Origin of the sequence: Arthrobacter sp. H-02-3 (assembly GCF_003097355.1) — a bacterium.
Taxonomy (GTDB): domain Bacteria; phylum Actinomycetota; class Actinomycetes; order Actinomycetales; family Micrococcaceae; genus Arthrobacter; species Arthrobacter humicola.
The window spans coordinates 95034-114448 of record NZ_PYUI01000002.1 but is presented as its reverse complement, the minus strand read 5'-3'; the positions used below and the strand labels follow the sequence as shown (position 1 = coordinate 114448).

Below are 19415 nucleotides of genomic sequence, written 5' to 3'. Positions count from 1 at the left end.
CCCCCTTGGCCAAGCTTTATTTCCGCTACGGCGCCATGAACTCCGGCAAATCCACGGGGCTGCTGCAGGCGGCGTTCAACTATGAAGAACGCGGACAGCGGGTGCTTCTGGCCAAGCCGGACGTGGACACCAAGGGCGACGCCGACGTCGTGTCCCGCCTCGGCATGACCCGTTCGGTGGACTTCCTGATCCCCGCCGGCGCGTCAGCCCGCGACCTCTTTACGGCCCAGGCCCATGGGGACGATCCCGATGCCCTGCTGCAGCACGTGGAGACCTCGCCCGTGGCCTGCCTGCTGGTGGACGAGGCGCAGTTCCTGGAACCGGCGCAGGTGGACGACCTCTTCCGCATTGCTGTCCTGGACAACGTCCCCGTGCTGGCGTACGGCATCCGCACCGACTTCCGGACCCGGGCTTTCCCCGGTTCGCTGCGGCTGCTGGAAATTGCGCACACCCTCGAAGAGCTCAAGACCATCTGCCGCTGCGGACGCAAGGCCATCTTCAACACCCGCCGGATCGGGGACCATGTGGTTTTCGACGGCGACCAGGTGGCGATCGACGGCCAGGACGTCTGGTACGAGTCGCTCTGCGGCGCCTGCTACCTGGAGGTCTCCGGCGGCCGGCTGGGCAACTAGCACCGGGACTTAGTGCACCGTCTACTGCATGGCGGCGTGTGCTCGGCTAGGCTCGGAGCATGACCCGCGAGAACATCAGAACCCCCGACGGCGGAACGATCGAGCTTTTCAGCACGGGCGCCGAGCTCGCCTCGGCGGGCTCGGGCATCGTCGTCGTGCCGGCCTCGATGGTGACGGCCGCCGATTACACGCGTTTCGCGCAGAAGCTCAGCGCATCGCTGGGCCGGCCGGTGCACACCTTCAACCGGCGCGGACGCGGCTCGTCATCCCCGCAGCCGGAGGACTACACCCTGGACGTGGACATCCACGACCTCGACGCCGTCATGAAGCACACGTCCAGCACGGACGTCTTCGGCCACAGCTTCGGCGGTGCGGTGGCCCTGCACGCGGCCCGCACCCTGCCGGTGGAACGCCTGGCGGTCTACGACCCCGCCGTGTCGGTCAACCACAGCGTCACGGCGGACTGGACGCCAGAGTACGAGCGGGCGACGGCGGCCGGCGACGACGACCGCGCCCTTGCCGTCCTGCTCAAGGGCTTGGAGACCGGGAGCGCCCTGTCCCGGATGCCGTTGTCCATGCTGACGCTGGCGAACAAGCTTTCGGCGGGCACCCCGATCGGCAAGCAGCTGCGCGACCTTATGCAGACCGGTGTGCGGGAGATCAAGGCGATCATCGCGGCGGACATGCCGGCGGAGCCGTTCCTGGAACTGCCGCTGGAGACGCTGATCATCGTCGGCGAAAAGAGCCCTGCCTACTTCGGTGTGGCCTGCGCCCAGATCCACGACGTCCTCTCCGGATCCAGCTACACGATCCTGCCGGGCATGGGCCACGACGGCGTCAACAAGGCACCGGACAAGCTCATCGCCGAACTCAGCGCGTTCTACGCCGGCTGACTCCCGGCCACCAACACCCACGAAGCAACGCGGGGCCACTTCGCGCCCGTCCCGGAAGTCCGGACATGGCCGCGAGGTGACCCCGCGTTGCTTGTTAATTGCAGCTAGTGGGCGGCGGGCTGTGCCACGCCCGCGGTCTTGCGCATCATGGCGGACAGCACGACGGCGCCGAGCGCTATGACGGCCGCCGTCAGGAACGCCGCATGCATGCCGGCCACCATGCCCGAGGCTGCGGCCACGAACGCATAGATCGAGACCAGGAGCGCGGTGCCGGCGGCGCCGGCCACCTGCTGCAGGGTGCTCATGATCGCCGAGCCGTGGGAGTACAGGTGCGGGGGCAACGGGTTCAGGCCGGTCGTGAAGGCCGGGGTGAATACGAGCGCGAGGCCCAGGCTCAGGGTCACATGCAAGGCAATGATCCACCCCACCGGTGACGCGGCGTCCAGCATGGAGAACTGCCACAGGGACAGCACCATCATGACCGAGCCCGTCACCGTCAGCGGCAGGGGGCCGATCTTGTCGAAAACGCGGCCGATGAAGGGCCCCAGCAGGCCCATGGCCAGGCCGCCCGGAAGCAGCACCAGGCCGGTCTCGAGCGACTTCAGGCCGCGGATTTCCTGCAGGTACAACGGCAGCAGGATTACCGCGCCGAACAACGCGACCATGGCCACGACCAGCAGGAGTACGGACACCGTGAACATCCGGAAGGTAAACGCGCGCAGGTCCAGCAGGGGCCGGTCGCTCTTCTGCAGCTTCAGCTGGCGCAGGACGAACGCTGCCAGGGCCAGCACTCCAACGGCCAGCGCCAGCACGGCGGGAGTGCGGGATCCGGCGTCGCCGCCGCCGATCTGGCTGAGGCCGTACACGAGGCCGCCGAACGCCGGGACCGTCAGCACTACCGAGAGGGCATCAAGCCGGGTTTTCTCCGTCTCGCCGATGTTGGTCAGGTACCTGGCCCCGATGGCCAGTGCGGCGAGCGCGATCGGCAGCACGAAGACGAACATGAACCGCCAGGAAAAGTGCTGGAGGATCAGGCCGGAAACCGTGGGGCCGAGCGCCGGCGCCACCGAGATGGCGATGCTGACGTTGCCCATGACGGCGCCGCGGCGTTCCAGCGGCACGAGCGTGAGGATGGTGGTCATGAGCAGCGGCAGCATGATGGCCGTGCCGCCGGCCTGGACGATGCGGGCCAGCAACAGGACTTCGAAGCCCGGGGCGACGGCGGCCAGCAGAGTTCCACCGGAGAACAGCCCCATGGCCAGCAGGAACACGGCACGGGTGGACAGCCGCTGCAGGATGAACCCGGTGGTGGGAATCACGACCGCCATGGTGAGCATGAAACCGGTGGACAGCCACTGCACGGTGGGGGCGTCAACACCGAGGTCCACCATCAGCCGCTGCAGGGCCACGTTCATGATCGTCTCGTTGAGGATCACGACGAACGTGGCCACCAGCAACGTCACGATGATGGTGACGGACTCCCGCGACATCTTGGCCGGCGTGGGAGCTGAGGCGGGCGCGGCCGGCGTCGGTCCCGGGCTGGCGGGACCAGCGCCCGGCGCGGGGGCGCCGGCGTTGTTGGAAGAGACGTCTGTTGACATGGGAATTCCCTCAGGGCGTTGGGTGTGGGTCCGGCGAGCGTCGGCGCTGCTGCAGGTTGCAACAGTCTAAGCCCTGGGCGCATTCCCGTCACCGGAGCAGAATTCCACCGCCGGAAAAGCAACGCGGGGTCACGTCCGGCCCCGGCATGGACCGTGTCTGACCCCGCGTTGCTGTTTGCTGGTCCGGCTGGTGTCAGGCGTCCAGCGGCACGTTGTCGATCAGCCGCACCGGACCCACCTTGGCCGCAATGATTGCCAGCGCTTCGCCGCGGAACGGGGTTTCCTTGCAGTTCTCCGCGAGGGGTTCGAGGGTGCGCGGATCCACGACCTCGAAATAGTCCAGTTCCACGAGCGGCTGGGACCGGACCAGGGCCTGTGCGGACTCGACGTCGAGGGGCTGATGGGCGTTGGCGCGCTCCTCGATGAGCCGCAGCGCCCGGGAGAGGACCAGGGCGGCCCCGCGCTCGTCCTCGGAGAGGAAGCGGTTGCGGCTGGACAGCGCCAGGCCGTCGGGCGAGCGCACAATGGGCACGGGTACGATCTCCACCGGGAAATTCAGGTCCGCCACCATGCGTTGGACCAGGGCCAGCTGCTGGGCGTCCTTCTGGCCAAAGTAGGCGCGGTAGGCCGGCTGGCCTCCGCCGGGCAGCCCGGCCCCCGGCAGGCCATAGTGGAGCAGTTTCGCGACGACGGTCAGCGCGCCGTCGAAGTGTCCGGGCCGGGACGCACCCTCCCACTTTTCGCCCAGGGGCCCTGCCGTGATCCGCACGAGGGGCTCCCCGCCGGGGTAGACCTCCTCCACCGCCGGCGCGAACGCCAGGTCAACGCCTTCGGCGTCAAGCAGGGCGAGGTCGGCCTCCAGCGTCCGGGGGTACCGGTCCAGGTCCGCGGCCTCGCCGAATTGCAGGGGGTTGACGAAGATGCTGGCCACGACGACGTCGTTCTGGACGACGGCGGTGCGGGCCAGCTGGGCATGCCCCTCGTGCAGGGCGCCCATCGTGGGCACCAGCCCCTGGGATGTGCCGCCCTTCTGCGCCAACAGCCGGGCGCTTGCGGTGCGGAGCTGGGCAGCGGTGGTGACGAGTTGGATTGCCATGTCAGGGTCCTTCCGGGGCGCGGGTCCCGTTCTGGTCGGGGCCGCGGAGCGCCTGTTCGATGCCGTCGAGTTGGTCCGGCTTCAAGAGCCCGCGGCTTCCTGCCCGGCGGGCTGTCGCACGGGCCATGGCCAGGTACGCCTCCAGAATATCGCCGCCTGAGCCGCCGTCGTACTCGCGGAGGGCACCGGCGTGCGCGGCGACCGTGCCGGTGTCGCCGCGGGCCACGGGCCCGGTCAGGGCCGATTCGCCGGAGGCGAGCGCGTTCTCCAGCGTGGCGCGGAGCAGCGGGCCCAGCATCCGGTCCGGGGCTTCGACGCCGACGTCGCGGAGCAGCTGCGAGGCCTGCGCCACGAGCGTGACCAGATGGTTCGAGCCATGCGCCAGGGCAGCGTGGTAGAGGACGCGGTCGGCTTCTGCAATAGCGACGGGTTCGGCACCCATTTCGACGACGAGTGCCTGGGCGATCGGCAGCATCGCGGCGTCGGCCGTGACGCCGAAGGTGCAGTCCAGAAGCCGGGTGAGGTCCAGGCTCATGCCCGTGAACGTCATGGCCGGGTGCAGGGCGAGCGGCACGGCGCCGGCGGCGCGGACCGGGTGCAGGATCCCGACGCCGAAGCGCCCGGAGGTGTGCGCCACGAGCTGGCCGGGCTGCCAGGCGCCCAGCTTGGCAAGGCCGTCCACGAGGGGGCCGAGGGCGTCATCCGGGACGGCGAGCAGGACCAGTTCGGCGCGCTCCACGATGTCCTGCACTTCCAGGATGGGCACGCCCGGCAAGAGTGTTTCGGCGCGTTCGCGGCTGGCGTCCGACACGGCGGACACCCCAATGACGGCGTGCTCGGCTCCGCGCAGCGCCGCCCCCAGGACGGCACCGACCTTCCCTGCACCGATGATTCCGACGCCGAGGCGTCCTGGTTTAGCCATGATGCGGGCCTTCCTGAGTGTCTGGTGCGGGTGATTGCGCGGACGGCGTCGTTGGTTCCATCCAGTGTTCGCTCGTTTGGCGCTTGCGGGCGGCGCGGGCGCGGGCGGCCTGGGCATCCAGAAGGGCCCGGGCCTCATCGAGGCCGGCCTGGATGAGCCGCGGGGCGACCGGGCCCGCGGTGGTGTGCAGGACCAGGTCCGCCACCCGGAACCTGCGGGCGAGCGGCCCCTGCTGCAGCGCCATCGACTGGGTGCGCTGGTGCGGCACCACAACGAGGTTCCGCCACCACCGTCCGGACCTCAGCAGCAGTGCGGTCTCCGTTGCGGTGAAGCCGTTCCGCCGCCAGCCCAGCGGTGCCAGAAGCCGGGCCCGGCGCGGCGTGGTGACGAAGCCGCCGTCGGCGTCCTGCCGGGCCGCTGTTTCCTGTGCTCCGGTGTCCGGTGTTCCGGTTGGGTCCGCGAGTCCGTTAATTCCTGCCGTGAAGACGCCCGCTGGATCCGCGGTTCCGGGGTCCGGGAGCACCAGGGAGAGGAGTTTCAGGACGTCGGCGAGGGATCCCACCGGCAGCAGAGTGGTCCGGTGGGAGCCTTCCCGGGCGCTTCCGGCCAGGCCGTAGCCGGCCACATTGATCTGGATCCGGTACCAGCCGAACAACCGCCACAGCGGCGGCTGGCTGATCTTCAAGGCCTGGATCCTGCCCGGCGGCACGGTCTGCGCCTGGGTGTCCAGCAGGCCGTAGCGCAGCCGGATGCCGTCCGGGGAAACGGCGACGGTGAAGTTGTAGCCCTTGTTGAACGAGGACCAGTAGGAGGCGGCGAGTCCGATCACGGCGGGGATCAGGAAAACCGTGAAGCTGCGGTTTTCGGTGATGGCGGACAGCAGCACGGAGGCGACGCCGCCGGCCACGATGGCCAGGCCTTGTTCACTCAGGAGCACTGAGCCCATCAGGCGCGCCGGCGGCACGGTCAGGATGGTCCGTTCCGGTGCCTCAACAGCGGCGGTCCCGGGTTGCCCCGGTTCCGTCGCCTGCGACGGCGACAGCGTCCCGCCGGAGGCACCGGCGGCCCCGGAGGCACCGGCGGCCCCGGAGGCACCGGCGAGAATTGTCGCGCGGAGCTGGCGGGCCTCGTCCGCACGCAGGTAGGCCAGGTGCACAGCGGATTCTCCGGCGTCGGCGACTTCGAACCTGAGTTCCGCCAGGCCGAAAATCCGGGCCAGCAGGGGCTGCACGACGTCGATGGCCTGCACCCGGTCCAGCCGGGCCTGGCGCTGCTGCCTGAACAGGAACCCGGTGTTGACCCGGACGTACCCGTCCGCCACCTGGTAGCGGGTGAAGTACCAGCTCAGGACGAAGCCGAGCACGGTCAGCAGCAGGAGGGTGCCGCCGCCGAGCAACAACCACGGCGCACGGCCGGCGAATCGCTCGTCAAAGACCGGGCCGCCCTGGAGCAGTCGTTCGAAGGAGTCCCGTCCGAAGAAGAAGAACAGCGCGGCCACTGCCACCCAGCCGCGGACGAAAGGCGATCCCGGGTGGACGCGCAGCCAGCCGGCGTCGGCGGTTCCGGTGTTTCCCGAACCGGGGCTGGTTCCACCGGCGGTACGGGTGTCTCCCGAACCGGGGCCGGTTCCCGGCTCCCGCGCCGCCGGGAGACCCTCCGGTGTCAGCGCCATGCCGTCATGGCCTTCCCGTCACAGCCCGGCCAGACGGGCTTCGCCGCGGGCGGACAGCTGTTCGCGGAGCCGGGCTCCCTCACCGGCGGGCAGTCCGGGGATCTCGGCGTTGGTCCCGGCGGACGCCGTGTGCAGCTTCAGGGTGCACAGGCCCAGGGGGCGTTCGACGGGTCCCACCGCGATGTCCACGTACTGCATCCGCCCGTAGGGGACCACAAGGGTTCGCTGGAAGAAGATGCCACGGCGGACCAGGAGGTCATCGTCACGCTCGGCGTAGCCGATCGAGCGCACCTGCCGGGGAATCAGGACGAGCCGCCAGACCGCCAGAAGCAGCCAGACGGCGGGAACGGCAACGGCCAGCCAAAGCGGCGGCCACGTCCAGGCGCCGTTCAGCACCAGCACCAGGGGAAGCGTCAGCAGGACCACTGCGATCAGGTTGCCCAGCGCCCACTCCGCGAGGCGCACGGTGACGTACTTCGGTGACACCCTGAGCCAGTCGATGCCCGGCGGGTCAATCGCTTCGGTAGGCATATTCGCCTTCTGCGGAGGGCTTGTTGCGCTTTCCCTGCACCTCGTGCCCGGATTCGGCGTCGCCGTCCTCGGGCGGAATCCGGCAGAACCGCTCGACGACCAGCCCGACGACCACCATGATCAGCCCGCCGCCGGCCATCGCAAGGGCCTGCCAGGTGATGTCCTGGTTGCTGCGCAGGTTCCACAGCCGCAGCTGCTCGATCACGATTCCCGCGTGCCAGCCCAGCAGGACCGTGCCGGTGTAGGCGCAGGCCTGGGCCAGGACCAGGGTCCACGCCGCGAGGATGGGGTTGAGGATTTTCTTTTTCTTGCCGTTGCGCCAGCGCAGCACGCGGATGCCCAGCACGAGGGTGAGCACCACGATCACGCCCATGGTCAGTAGCCCGGTGAGCGGCAGGACGGGGGTGGCCAGGCTGTAGCGGCCGGCCATCACGGTGGCGAACCAGCCCGCCACGGCCAGGACCACAGCAATGGCCAGCAGGAGCAGGGGGTTGGTCAGCTTCACGGCCGGTCCACCCTGCCGGGGACGCCGGCGGCGTCTGCGCCTGTGACGTCCGCGGGGGCCGGGGGCCGGAAACCGTCAAACGGTGCGAGATCGGCGAAATCGCCGGCTTTGGCGGCGAGCTCGCCCACACGTTGGCCGTTGAGCTCAGCCGCGGGATCGATCAGTGACCACGGGTAGAGCACGAACGCCCGTTCCGCGGCCCGGGGGTGTGGCAGGGTGAGCTCGGGGTCGGAACTCACCACGTCACCGTAGGTGATGATGTCCACGTCCAGGGTCCGCGGTCCCCACCGGACCTCACGCACCCGCAGGTGCTTCTGTTCCACGGCGTGGCAGTGCCGCAGCAGTTCGCGAGGCGGCAGGGACGTCTCGACCGCAATCACCATGTTGAGGAAGTCGGGCTGATCCGCGGGGCCGCCCACGGCCTTCGTCTGGACGATCGGCGAGATGGCCAGGAGGCGTACTTCCGGCGGGTCGACGAGATCGGCGACGGCGGCGGACAGCGTGTCGCTGCGCTCCCCCAGGTTGCTGCCGAGCGCGATCACCGCGCGGGTGTAGAGCGGGCTCATGTCCGTCTCCGGTGCACGCTGACGGAGACATCGCCGAACTCGACCTCGATCGGGGCCTTCGGCTTGTGCACGGTGATGTCCACGGCGGCCACGCGGAACTTCTGCAGGACGTCGTCGGCAATCCGCACGGCGAGTGCCTCGATCAGGTTCAGCGGCTCTCCCGTGATCCAGTCCCGGATGCAGCCGGCGACTTCGCCGTAATGTGCGGTGTCCAGGACGTCGTCCGACGCTGCAGCCTTGCTGAAGTCAAGGTGCAGCACCGCGTCAACGACGAACGGCTGGCCGTCGCGGCGCTCGAAGTCGAACACTCCATGATGGCCGACGGCGGTGACGCCGCGCAGCGTGATCTGGTCCATGACGCCGGCCGGATCAGTTGGTGCCGGCGGCGGCCGGTGCGGAGTGCGCCGGGGGTGCCATGCGGGCGGCGACCTTGACGGCGTCCAGGCTCGGGCCGACGTCGTGCACCCGCACCGCCCAGGCGCCGCGGAAGGCGCTGATGGCGGTCACGGCGGCGGTGGCGGCATCGCGTTCAACCGGCTGGGCGGCCTTGCCGGCCACCGTCAGGAGGCTGCCGAGGAAGCGTTTGCGGGAGCCGGCCACGAGGACCTTGTGGCCCATGGCCTGCAGGACGTCCAGGCGCTGCAGCAGTTCCCAGTTCTGGACGTCGTTCTTGGCGAAGCCCAGCCCCGGGTCCACGATGATCTGTTCCGGGCTGACGCCTGCGGCGTAGAGCTTGTCGCGGACGCCGGCGAGTTCGGCGACGACGTCCCGGGCGACGTCATCGTAGTCGGTGAGGTCATTCATGGTGCTGGCGTCGCCGCGGCGGTGCGTCAGGATATAGGGCGCCTTGGTCCGGGCGGCCAGTTCAGCCATTTCCGGTTCGAGGGTCAGGCCGGAGACGTCGTTGATGATCGCGGCGCCGGCTTTCAGTGCGGCGGCCGCCGTCGCGGCGTGGGTGGTGTCGATGCTGACCAGGGCGCCGGCCTTGACCAGGGCCTCGATAACCGGCAGCACGCGGCGCTGTTCCTCGTCCACGCCGACCGCCGTGGCGCCCGGGCGGGTGGATTCGCCGCCGACGTCGATGATGTCCGCACCGGCGTAGAACATCCGCAGGCCCGCCGCGATCGCGGTGTCCGGCGTCGCGTAGTCGCCGCCGTCGCTGAAGGAATCGGGGGTGACGTTCAGGATTCCCATGACGAGTGTCCGGTCCGTGGGCAGGTCCTGGAACTTCGCTGCCGGGCGCGGTTTGCGCAGGATGGGCAGGGGCGAGGTTGCGGGGCCGGTCCCTGGGGCTGCAGCTAGGGAGTCCATAGTCTGTGTTGTTACCTTCCGAGTATGAGGCTCATGGCTTCGGCACGGGTGGCCGGGTCATGCAGTTGCCCGCGCACTGCGCTGGTGACGGTCTTGGCGCCGGGCTTGCGGATGCCCCGCATGGACATGCACAGGTGTTCGCATTCGACGACGACGATCGCGCCGCGCGGTTTGAGGTGGGTGACGAGGGCCTCGACGATCTGGGTGGTCAGGCGTTCCTGGACCTGCGGGCGCCGGGCGAACATGTCCACCACGCGGGCCAGCTTGCTCAGGCCCGTGACCTTGCCGTCGTGGGAGGGGATGTAGCCTACGTGCGCCACCCCGTGGAACGGGACGAGGTGGTGCTCGCATGTGGAGTAGAACGGGATGTCCTTGACCAGCACGAGTTCCTCGTGGTCGAGGTCGAAGGTGGTGGCCAGGATCTCGGCGGGGTCGTGGTGGAGGCCGGCAAACATTTCGGCATAGGCCTTGGCCACCCGTTTCGGGGTGTCCAGGAGCCCTCCGCGGTCCGGGTCCTCGCCGATGGCCAGCAGGATCTCCCGCACGGCCGCCTCGATCCGGGGGCGGTCCACTTTGGTGCTTGGATGCGGGGCTTCCCCGCCCCCCGCCGAAGCGGCAGCGGGGGCGGGAACGTCGTCGTCGAAGTTAGAAGTCACAGAAGAAGCCTAGCCGGGAAGGCCGTCAGTCCCGATATCCGTAACTCCGCCGCCAACACCACCCTGGAAGGGCTCCTGTCCGGGGACACCCTGGGCGTGCGGCGGCCGGGCATCCAGCGGCTCTTCGAGCCGTGCCTGGGTGGCTTCCTCCTGCGCTTCGCGTTCGGCCTTCTCCCGGCGGGATTCCACCGGGCCGGCGGAGAGGATCGGGCGGGTCTCCTTGGAGAGCCAGACCTCACGGAAATCGCGTTTGCGGATGTCGGTGAAGACCTGGGCGATTTCGGCCTGGTTCAGGGTTTCGCGTTCCAGCAGTTCGAGCGCGAGCTGGTCCAAAACGTCCCGGTTCTCGGTGAGGATCGCATAGGCCTCGTCATGGGCGCCCTCGATGAGGCGGCGGACCTCCTCGTCGACGATGTAGGCGATCTGGTCCGAGTAGTTGCGCTCGTGGCCGGCGTCGCGGCCCAGGAAGGGCTCTCCGCCGCCCTGGCCGAGGCGCACCGCGCCGACGCGTTCGCTCATGCCGAACTCGGTGACCATCTTGCGGGCGATCCCGGTGGCCTTCTCGATGTCGTTGGACGCGCCGGTGGACGGGTCGTGGAAGACGAGTTCCTCGGCCACACGGCCGCCCATGGCGTAGGCCATCTGGTCGAGCAGCTCATTGCGGGTGATGGAGTACTTGTCGTTTTCCGGGACCACCATGGTGTAGCCCAGGGCACGGCCGCGGGGCAGGATGGTGATCTTGGTGACCGGGGCGGAATTCCGCAGGGCTGCCGCGACCAGGGCGTGGCCGCCTTCGTGGTAGGCGGTGACTTTGCGCTCGTGTTCCTTCATGACCCGGCTGCGCTTCTGCGGGCCCGCCATGACGCGGTCAATCGCCTCGTCCAGCGCGCGGTCATCGATCAGGTTGGCGTTGGAGCGCGCAGTCAGCAGCGCGGCCTCGTTCAGGACGTTGGCCAGGTCCGCGCCCGTGTAACCCGGAGTCTTCTTGGCGACGGCCTTGAGGTCGACGCCGGGAGCCATCGGCTTGCCCTTGGCGTGCACCTGCAGGATCTGGTCGCGGCCGATCAGGTCGGGGGCCTCGACCGAGATCTGCCGGTCGAAGCGGCCCGGACGCAGCAAGGCGGGGTCCAGGACGTCGGGCCGGTTGGTGGCGGCAATCAGGATGACGTTGGTCTTGACGTCGAAGCCGTCCATTTCAACCAGCAGCTGGTTGAGGGTCTGCTCGCGCTCGTCGTTGCCGCCGCCGATTCCGGCACCGCGGTGCCGGCCGACGGCGTCGATCTCATCGACGAAGATGATGGCCGGCGCGTTGGACTTGGCCTGTTCGAACAGGTCGCGGACGCGGGAGGCGCCCACGCCGACGAACATTTCCACGAAATCGGAACCGGAGATGGAGAAGAAGGGCACGCCGGCTTCGCCGGCGACGGCGCGGGCCAGGAGGGTCTTGCCGGTGCCCGGAGGGCCGTAGAGCAGCACGCCCTTGGGGATCTTGGCGCCGACGGCCTGGAACTTGGCCGGCTCCTGCAGGAATTCCTTGATCTCCTCAAGTTCCTCGACGGCCTCATCGGCGCCAGCGACATCGCTGAAGGTCACCTGGGGCATGTCCTTGTTGACGAGCTTGGCCTTGGACTTGCCGAACTGCATGACCTTGGACCCGCCGCCCTGCATCCGGGAAAGCAGGAACCAGAACAGGACACCAAGGAGCAGCACGGGCACCAGCAGGGAGAAGAGCCCCGAGAACCAGTTGTTCTCGATCGGCTGGTCCGTGAAACCGCCCGACGGCTTGGCATCAGTGACCGCCTTGACGACGTCCTGGGCGCGGGCGTTGACGAAGTAGAACTGGACGTTCTTACCCTTGTCCTGGCCGTCGACCTGCAGGTTGTCCTTCAGGACCAGGTCCACGCGGTTCTCGGCGTCGAAAATCTTGGCCTGTTCAACCTTGCCGGCGGAATTCAGCAGTTCAAGGCCCTTGTCGGTGTCAATCCGGCTTGCGCCGCCCGGCGCCAGGGTGGCGAAGGCAAGCAGCAGCATGGCCACCACGACGACAATCCAGATCCCCGGGCCCTTGAAGAAACTCTTAGCTTTCATCTGTTCGGGGCTGGCCCCGTCCCTCCTGGTAGTGCTGCACGGCGACCGTTCTGCGCGCGTGTGGTGCTGCGTCAGGTTCTAGCTATACACCGTCGCACTAACTCACGCACGGTGAAGTGCAAAAGTTCCCTGTGGGCGTAGCGGGACGCGGCCTCCTGCCGCCCGGTCCCGGGCGGGGGCGTCTCCGCGTGAACGATCTATTCGTATACGTGCGGCGCCAGGGTGCCGACGAAGTCCAGGTTGCGGTACTTCTCGGCGTAGTCCAGGCCATAGCCGACGACGAACTCGTTGGGAATGTCATAGCCGACGTACTTGACGTCGATTTTGACCTTCGCGGCCGTCGGCTTGCGGAACGCGGTGCAGATTTCCACCGAAGCGGTGCCGCGCGATTCCAGGTTGGTCTTGAGCCAGGAGAGCGTGAGGCCGGAGTCGATGATGTCCTCGACAATCAGGACGTCTTTGCCCATGAGGTCGGTGTCGAGGTCCTTCAGGATGCGGACCACACCGGAGGACTGGGTGCCGGAGCCGTACGAGGACACGGCCATCCAGTCCATGGAGACGTGGCTGTGCAGTGCGCGGGCGAGGTCTGCCATGACCATCACGGCGCCCTTGAGCACGCCGACGATCAGCAGATCGCGGCCCTCGTAGTCCTTGTCGATCTGCGCCGCGAGTTCGGTGATCCGTTGCTGGATCTGTTCCTTGGTGTAGAGAACGTGCTTGAGGTCTGCCTGGACGTCGTTTGAATCCACCAATGGCTCCTGTGTAGATGCGGGGTGCGACTATTTTCGGGGCGGCTGTTGAGGCCGGAATACAAGCTTCCCACAGCGGGCGGCTTCGCGGGGAACGCCGCCGGCGGCGGACGGCCGCTCCGCCAGGAGCTGCGAGAGCGAGAGCCGGAAGACGCTGACCGAACCGGGAAGCTCCACCGGGCCGGCCGATCCCTGCCGGCGCAGCAGCGCTTCGGCGGCAAGCAGTCGCTGGTAGCTGGGCTGTTGACCGCCGACGGCGGCGGCGGCCTTGGCGATCACCCGGAACCTCACGGCCGGGGCCAGGTCCCGCAGTGCCGCCTCCGGAAGGCTGATTTCCTCCCCGTCCTGCTCCCGCAGCCGGGCAAAGGTGTCGTTCGCCACGTCCTCCAGATAGTCGGCGTCGAGCTGCAGGATCGCGGCCGTGCGGGCGAGGGATTCGGCGACGCCGGGGCCGAGCTTGTCTTCCAGCAGGGGCAGCACCTCAACCCGGGTCCGGGAGCGGGCGTAGGCGGGATCCGTGTTGGACGGGTCGTGCCAGGGTTCCAGGCCCTCCGCCTGGCAGATCTCCAGGGTGTCCGCGCGCCGCAGGCCCAGGAAGGGGCGCAGGAGCCGGCCGCGGGAGGGCCGCATCCCGGCGAGGGACCGGGTACCGGAGCCCCGCGCCAGGCCAAGCAGCACTTGCTCGGCCTGGTCATCGAGGGTGTGGCCGAGCAGGATCACGCCGGCGCCGGCCTCGTCCGCCGCGGCGTCGAGGGCCGCGTGGCGGGCGTCGCGGGCGGCCGCCTCCGGGCCCATGCCGGTGGCGGCGACGTCGACTGCGCGGATCTGCACGGGAGAGAGCCCGAGGTCCTCGAGGGTCCGGGCGGTGGTTGCGGCGACCGCGGCGGAGCCGGGCTGAAGCTGGTGGTCCACCACGACGGCGCCCACGGACACGGGGTGGCCATCCACATGGCCCCGGCGGCCGAAATAGGCGGCGACGGCCGCGAGGGCCAGCGAGTCAGGACCTCCGCTGCAGGCGACCAGGACACGCTCCGGGTAGCCCGCGGCGGCAAGCGCGTCCTGCAGCATTTTCCGCGCGGTGCCGACCACCGGTGCAAGGCGGCCGGGCCGGCGTCGTCCGCTGGACACCGACGACGAACCGGCGGGATTACGGGCTGTCATGACCGCTAGAGGCCCATCCGGTTGAGCCAAAGCTTGGAGTCGTGGATCTCGGCTTCGGTGGGGAGCCGGTCAGCGGACTCCCAGACTTTGTTGAAGCCTTCCATGCCGACGACGTCCACTACTTCCCGGACGAATTTGGAGCCGTCACTGTACTGGCGCATCTTCGCGTCGAGGCCGAGCAGGCTGCGGATGAACTTCTCAATCATGCCGCGATCCTTGCCGCGGGCGTTGAAGCGCTGCCGGATGGTCTTCACCGAGGGCACGATGCTGGCGTCCACGGCGTCCATGACCACGTTGGCGTGGCCCTCGAGCAGGCTCATGAGCGCGGTCAGGCGGGACAGGGCGGCCTGTTCCTCCGGGTTCTGGAGCAGGTCCAGGATGGCGCCCCGGCCGGGGGCCGCGCCGGGTGCGGCGCGGTCCTTCAATGACTTCGCGGCCGCGGAGGCCCGTTCCATCAGGGAATCGACGTTGCCGAGCAGCTGGCCGCTGAGGTTTTCGATCTCGTCGAGCATGTGGTGCCGCAGCCACGGGGCGGCGGCGAACTGCACCCGGTGGGTCTGTTCGTGGAGGCAGACCCAGAGCCGGAAGTCGGCGGGGGTGACGTTCAGTTCACGTTCCACGGAGATGATGTTCGGCGCCACGAGCAGCAGGCGGCCGGCAGCGGGGGCCGTGGAGCTCTCGGCGAGCGCGGAGAAGGGGTCGTACTGGCCCAGGACCTTGCTGGAGAGAAACGCAAGGATAGCCCCGAGCTGGCTGCCGGTGATGGCGCCGCTGACGCTCGCGGCCCCGGGGTTAAGGGTGCCGCGGCCCTCGAGCATCTTTTCCATGGCCGGCCCGAGCATGACGGCGAAGCTCTGCGTGTTGGCTTTGGCCCAGGAGGCGCGGTCCACCACCAGGACCTCGGAATCGCGCAGGTCCCGGGCGGCGTCGAGGCCGGTGATGTCGTGGACGTGCGGCACGGAAATGTCCGCCATGAGCCGCAGGTTCTCAACGGCGGCGCCGATCTCGGCAGGGCTCAGGACGGGACCGGCCGGTGTCAGCCGCGCGGCCGTCGAGGCGGCAAGCTCCCAGTTGATCAGATCCTGGGCCTGGACCGGTGTCCCGCCTGAGGTCTGGCCGTACGGCTTGCTGTTTGTCTTGCCTAAGTATGTCTTGCCTGTGTTTGTCTTGCCTGTGTTTGTCTTGCCTGATGTCTCGCTCGCAGAGGACTCCATGGGGTCCATCAGATCACAGGGCCCCGACTATCCGCCTTAATTTTCGCTGACCGGCGAACCGGCCGGCGAACCCGGCAGTTGAACCGGCCGCGCGCAGGTTCAGGGCGGCACTCCGCCGGTCAGCGGCAGCCGCAGCCGGCCAGGACGGAGGCGGAGCGGTCCAGGGCGGCCTTGTTCGCGGCGCCGGGGGTCAGCCCGTTGCCCACGAAGGAGAAGACCAGCAGCCGGCCGTCGGCGTCCACGACGTACCCGCTGAGCGCGATTACCGTGTTCAACGTGCCTGTCTTGGCGCGCACCAGCCCGGCCCCGGCGGCCGTCGCGGCGTCCGTGTACCGGCCCCCCAGGGTGCCGGTGAGCCCGGCGACCGGGAAGCCTGCGAGGGCGGCGCGCAGCCTGGTGTCCGTGCCGGAGGTCATAGCCCGGACCACGTCCGTGAGTTGCCGGGCCGAGACCTGATCGGCCGGGGCCAGGCCGGAGACATCCGCGGCCCGGAGCGCATCCGTGGAAACGCCCAGGTCCTTGACCTGCTGCAGCACGGCGGCGATGGCGTCGTCGCCGCTGCCGGGCCGGCCGGCGCCGAGGGCGGTCATCCGTCCCATCACCTCGGCGAGGTAGTTGTCCGAGGTCTGCAGCATGAGGTCCACCTGCTGCCCCACCGTGGCGGACTGGACCTCGGCCAGGACTTTCGCGTGGGCACTGTCCGGCGTGGCACCGGCCTGAACGCGGGCGACGCCCGGTGCCACGGTCAGCCCCGCCGCCGCGGCAGCCGCCGTGAGCCGGGCGGCGAAGGCCTCGGCGGCAGTCATGGCGGCGTCCTGCGGGCGGGGTCCGGTGGTTTTGGCGGGATCGAACCGGGCCGAGTTCAGTGCCAGCGGATACACCGAGGCCATTTCGCCGGCGGCGACGTCCTCGGGACTCCAGGCCTGTCGGAGCGGCGGGCCGGTGAAGAGGGAGTCATCGAGCAGGACGCGCACGGTGCCGGTGGCTGCGCCGCCGCCGTCGCCGCTGCCGGCGCCACCGTCCTGGAGTGCCCGGACGGTGGCCTGGGCGAGCGTGGCCAGCCCGGCACGGCCGAGGACCGCCCCGGGATCGGATTCGCCCGCCCCCAGGAGTACGTCTCCGCCGCCGGCCAGCACCACCGACCCGGGCGTGGGCCCTGCCAAAACCCGGGTGCTGAAGCGGTGGTCGGGGCCCATGACGCGCAGGGCCGCGCTGGCTGTGAGGAGCTTCATATTCGACGCCGGAATGCGGGCCTCGTCGGCGGACCGGTCAAAGAGCACCTGCCCCGTGGCCGCGTCTTGGACGATCCCGGTGAAGGTGCCGCCGCCGTCGGTCCTCAGGGTCTCGTTGAGCCGGTCCGAGAGGGCGGCGCCGGCGGGAACGGGTGCGGTATCAGTGAGGGGACCGATCCCGTCTGATCCGTTGGAATCGCTCAGTGTGGCGGGGACCTGCTGCCAGGGCGGGGCTGCCCGGGATGCGTCCGGGGACCGGTCCGGGCCGAGGAAAGCCGGGGCGACGGCGATGCCGGCCGGCAGTGCCACGGCCGCCACCAGGAGGCTCTGGAGCAGCAGCACGAGGATCCCCCGACGCCTGCCGGGCACCGGCCTGGTGCCCTCGGGGCTGGTTCTCGGTTTCATGCTGCTGCTGGTCCTTATAGTCCTGAAATGTCCCCACTAGTTCCTGAAACCAGCGCCTCTCGCTATATCCTCAATAGTAGTCGGCGGCACCGACGGCCCTAATGCACGTGCCGCGCACCCCCTGAAGTCGTCAAGGAGCATTCCATGAAGCATGACGTGACTATCGAGATCCCCAAGGGATCGCGCGTCAAGTACGAAGTCGACCACGAGACCGGCCGCGTCCGCCTGGACCGCGTCCTTTTCACGTCGATGCAGTACCCCACCCACTACGGTTTCTTCGAGAACACCCTGGGGGAGGACGGAGATCCGCTGGATGCGCTGGTGCTCCTGCAGGACTTCGACCTCTACCCCGGCGTGATCGTCGAGTCCCGCCCGATCGGCGTCTTCAACATGACCGACGACGGCGGCGGCGACGCCAAGGTCCTCTGCGTGCCGACCGATGCGCGCTTTGACCACATCAAGGAAATCAGCGACGTCAGCGAGTTCCTGATCAGGGAAATCGAGCACTTCTTCACCCGCTACAAGGACCTGGAGCCGGGCAAGTGGGTCAAGGCCGAGGGCTGGGGCGACCGCGCCGCCGCCGAGGCCGAGCTCGAGGCCTCCATCAAGCGCTACGTTCCGGCTGCCGGACACTAGTCGTTTCCACACTGCAACGCGGGGTCACATACTGCCGTTCCGGAGCTCCGGAACGGGCGGTGCGTGACCCCGCGTTTTTTCATGGCGTGCGGGCACACCGGTGAGGACCCTCGGCGTCGACCTCGCTGCGGCTGCGAAGAAGACGGCCGTGGCCGTCATCGAATGGGCCGACGGCGCCGCGCACCTGGCGCATCTGTCCCTGGACGTCGGCGACGAGGAGATCGTCAGGCTCTTCGGCAGCAGCGATATGACCGGGGTTGACTGCCCCTTGGGCTGGCCGGACGCCTTCCTTCCCTTCCTTGCGGGGCACCTGGCTTTCGACGCCGGGCCGGTGCTCGGCTACGACGGGATCGAGGGCCGCCGCCTGCTCGCCTACCGGGACACCGACCGGTTCGTCACGGCCAGAACCGGGCTGATTCCGCTCAGCGTGTCCGCTGACCGATTGGCCCACCCGGCCATGCGGTGCGCCGTGATCCAGGCCAAGATCGCCCGGGACGCGGGGCCGCAGGCCCGGGACGGCTCCGGCCGCCTCGCCGAGGTTTATCCCGCGGCATCCCTGAAACTCTGGGGGATCCAGGCCCGCGGCTACAAGGGACGCGGAGCCCCGGAAGCGGAGAAGCTGTCCTTGGCGCTGGCGGATCTGACCCTGAAAGCCCCTTGGCTGGACCTGGCGGGGTACCGGGATGACCTTGCCGCCTCCGATGACATGTTTGATGCCGTCATCGCTTCGCTGACGGCACGGGCCGTCAGTCTGGGGCAAACACTGCGCCCCGGGCCCGGCGATGCCGCGGCAGCCGTGAGCGAGGGCTGGATCCACCTGCCGTCCGGGCATCTTTCCGGGCTCGAGGGCGGCTAGCCGCCTCTGTTACGGCCCCGGCATGGCGGCCCTGCCGGCAACTTGCCCCCGAACTGCCACCGGGTAGTGTGTGATCCAGAATGTTCACGCTGACCATCAATCAAACCGACAGCCGGCGCGACGGCGACCGCGTGCCGCAGCTCTTGAAGGACCTGCGGCACATCCCGGCGCGCCTTGATTTCGACCGCTCCGTGGAGGACGAGGTCCAGGGCATCGTGGACTGTCCGCATCAGGCGGTGGAGGCGGCCATGATCGCCCTGCGCAGCGGCAGCTGGTATGTGGGCATCGGGGTGGGCCCGGTGAACGAACCCCTGCCGAACCAGATCAAAGACGCCTCCGGCCACGGGCTAATCTATGCCCGGCGCGCCGTGGACCGCCTGCGGAACGGCAAGGACCGCATCCGGGTGGCCGTGGAGGGCCCGCTGGCGGACCTCGCCGCGGAAGCCGAGGCCGTGCTGCGCCTCCTGGGCCACATTGTGCACGACCGCAGCCACGCCGAATGGCGGGTCCTGGATCTGCTCACTCCGGGAGTCCGCGGCCAGCAGAAGGCCGTCGCCGAGGAACTCGGGATCACCACGCAGGCCGTCAGCAAGGCCGTGGCCCGGTCCCAGTGGAACGAAGAACACGCGGCTCGTCCCGCGGCGGCCCGGCTCCTGGGCCTCATCCTCGACGTCCGCTAGCCCGACATC

The 19415-nt window shown here is 69.1% G+C and carries 20 protein-coding genes; 5 read left to right on the top strand and 15 right to left on the bottom strand.

Annotated features, from left to right (window positions below; all coding sequences use genetic code 11):
* The first annotated feature begins 5 nt into the window (after positions 1-5).
* Both C9424_RS02935 and C9424_RS02930 read left to right on the top strand, forming a co-directional pair.
* The gene (locus C9424_RS02935; RefSeq protein ID WP_116765451.1) at positions 6-632 is read left to right on the top strand and encodes a thymidine kinase; all 627 of its coding nucleotides are present in this window, start codon (positions 6-8) and stop codon (positions 630-632) included.
* 59 nt (positions 633-691) lie between these two features.
* Positions 692-1525: an alpha/beta fold hydrolase gene (locus tag C9424_RS02930; protein WP_091255496.1), complete on the top strand. Its 834-nt coding sequence runs from the start codon at positions 692-694 to the stop codon at positions 1523-1525.
* Positions 1526-1629: 104 nt separating this feature from the next.
* On the opposite strand, the gene C9424_RS02925 is transcribed toward C9424_RS02930, so the two are convergent.
* From C9424_RS02925 to dacB, 15 genes are all read right to left on the bottom strand, one after another.
* On the bottom strand, positions 1630-3126 hold the full coding sequence (locus tag C9424_RS02925; protein WP_116765450.1) for a DHA2 family efflux MFS transporter permease subunit: 1497 nt from the start codon (positions 3124-3126) through the stop codon (positions 1630-1632).
* Positions 3127-3319: 193 nt separating this feature from the next.
* Positions 3320-4222, bottom strand: a complete 903-nt coding sequence (gene panC / locus C9424_RS02920; RefSeq protein ID WP_116765449.1) for a pantoate--beta-alanine ligase — start codon at positions 4220-4222, stop codon at positions 3320-3322.
* Between the two features lies 1 nt (position 4223).
* The gene (locus C9424_RS02915) at positions 4224-5144 is read right to left on the bottom strand and encodes a Rossmann-like and DUF2520 domain-containing protein (protein WP_116765448.1); all 921 of its coding nucleotides are present in this window, start codon (positions 5142-5144) and stop codon (positions 4224-4226) included.
* The gene (locus tag C9424_RS02910; protein ID WP_116765447.1) at positions 5137-6816 is read right to left on the bottom strand and encodes a PH domain-containing protein; all 1680 of its coding nucleotides are present in this window, start codon (positions 6814-6816) and stop codon (positions 5137-5139) included. The genes C9424_RS02915 and C9424_RS02910 overlap by 8 nt, the downstream gene beginning before the upstream one ends.
* A gap of 18 nt (positions 6817-6834) precedes the next feature.
* Positions 6835-7347, bottom strand: coding sequence for a PH domain-containing protein (locus tag C9424_RS02905; RefSeq protein WP_116765446.1), 513 nt, complete (start codon positions 7345-7347; stop codon positions 6835-6837).
* Complete coding sequence (locus C9424_RS02900; RefSeq protein ID WP_116765445.1) at positions 7328-7852, bottom strand: DUF3180 domain-containing protein; 525 nt, start codon at positions 7850-7852, stop codon at positions 7328-7330. The genes C9424_RS02905 and C9424_RS02900 overlap by 20 nt, the downstream gene beginning before the upstream one ends.
* The gene (gene folK, locus C9424_RS02895) at positions 7849-8418 is read right to left on the bottom strand and encodes a 2-amino-4-hydroxy-6-hydroxymethyldihydropteridine diphosphokinase (protein WP_116765444.1); all 570 of its coding nucleotides are present in this window, start codon (positions 8416-8418) and stop codon (positions 7849-7851) included. The genes C9424_RS02900 and folK overlap by 4 nt, the downstream gene beginning before the upstream one ends.
* Positions 8415-8774 (bottom strand): dihydroneopterin aldolase, encoded by a 360-nt coding sequence (gene folB / locus C9424_RS02890; RefSeq protein WP_116765443.1) that lies wholly within the window; start codon positions 8772-8774, stop codon positions 8415-8417. The genes folK and folB overlap by 4 nt, the downstream gene beginning before the upstream one ends.
* A 13-nt stretch (positions 8775-8787) precedes the next feature.
* Positions 8788-9729 (bottom strand): dihydropteroate synthase, encoded by a 942-nt coding sequence (folP, locus tag C9424_RS02885; protein ID WP_116765442.1) that lies wholly within the window; start codon positions 9727-9729, stop codon positions 8788-8790.
* Positions 9730-9740: 11 nt separating this feature from the next.
* On the bottom strand, positions 9741-10385 hold the full coding sequence (folE, locus tag C9424_RS02880; protein WP_116765441.1) for a GTP cyclohydrolase I FolE: 645 nt from the start codon (positions 10383-10385) through the stop codon (positions 9741-9743).
* A gap of 9 nt (positions 10386-10394) precedes the next feature.
* A complete protein-coding gene (gene ftsH, locus C9424_RS02875; protein ID WP_116765440.1) occupies positions 10395-12473 on the bottom strand; it encodes an ATP-dependent zinc metalloprotease FtsH in 2079 nt (692 codons plus the stop codon).
* 197 nt (positions 12474-12670) lie between these two features.
* Complete coding sequence (gene hpt / locus C9424_RS02870) at positions 12671-13222, bottom strand: hypoxanthine phosphoribosyltransferase (protein WP_091255514.1); 552 nt, start codon at positions 13220-13222, stop codon at positions 12671-12673.
* Between the two features lie 30 nt (positions 13223-13252).
* The gene (gene tilS / locus C9424_RS02865) at positions 13253-14290 is read right to left on the bottom strand and encodes a tRNA lysidine(34) synthetase TilS (RefSeq protein WP_202615760.1); all 1038 of its coding nucleotides are present in this window, start codon (positions 14288-14290) and stop codon (positions 13253-13255) included.
* Positions 14291-14388: 98 nt separating this feature from the next.
* Positions 14389-15606: a zinc-dependent metalloprotease gene (locus tag C9424_RS02860; RefSeq protein ID WP_116765439.1), complete on the bottom strand. Its 1218-nt coding sequence runs from the start codon at positions 15604-15606 to the stop codon at positions 14389-14391.
* 110 nt (positions 15607-15716) lie between these two features.
* Complete coding sequence (gene dacB / locus C9424_RS02855; protein ID WP_116765438.1) at positions 15717-17234, bottom strand: D-alanyl-D-alanine carboxypeptidase/D-alanyl-D-alanine endopeptidase; 1518 nt, start codon at positions 17232-17234, stop codon at positions 15717-15719.
* 144 nt (positions 17235-17378) lie between these two features.
* Here dacB and C9424_RS02850 point away from each other — a divergent pair, with 144 nt between their 5' ends.
* The 3 genes from C9424_RS02850 (at position 17379) to C9424_RS02840 (ending at position 19406) form a co-directional block, all read left to right on the top strand.
* Entirely contained in the window at positions 17379-17870 is a 492-nt protein-coding gene (locus C9424_RS02850; protein ID WP_091255519.1) for an inorganic diphosphatase, read from the top strand.
* Positions 17871-17970: 100 nt separating this feature from the next.
* Complete coding sequence (locus tag C9424_RS02845) at positions 17971-18726, top strand: DUF429 domain-containing protein (protein WP_116765437.1); 756 nt, start codon at positions 17971-17973, stop codon at positions 18724-18726.
* An 80-nt stretch (positions 18727-18806) separates the two neighbouring features.
* Positions 18807-19406, top strand: a complete 600-nt coding sequence (locus tag C9424_RS02840) for a MarR family transcriptional regulator (RefSeq protein ID WP_116765436.1) — start codon at positions 18807-18809, stop codon at positions 19404-19406.
* Positions 19407-19415 lie beyond the last annotated feature (9 nt).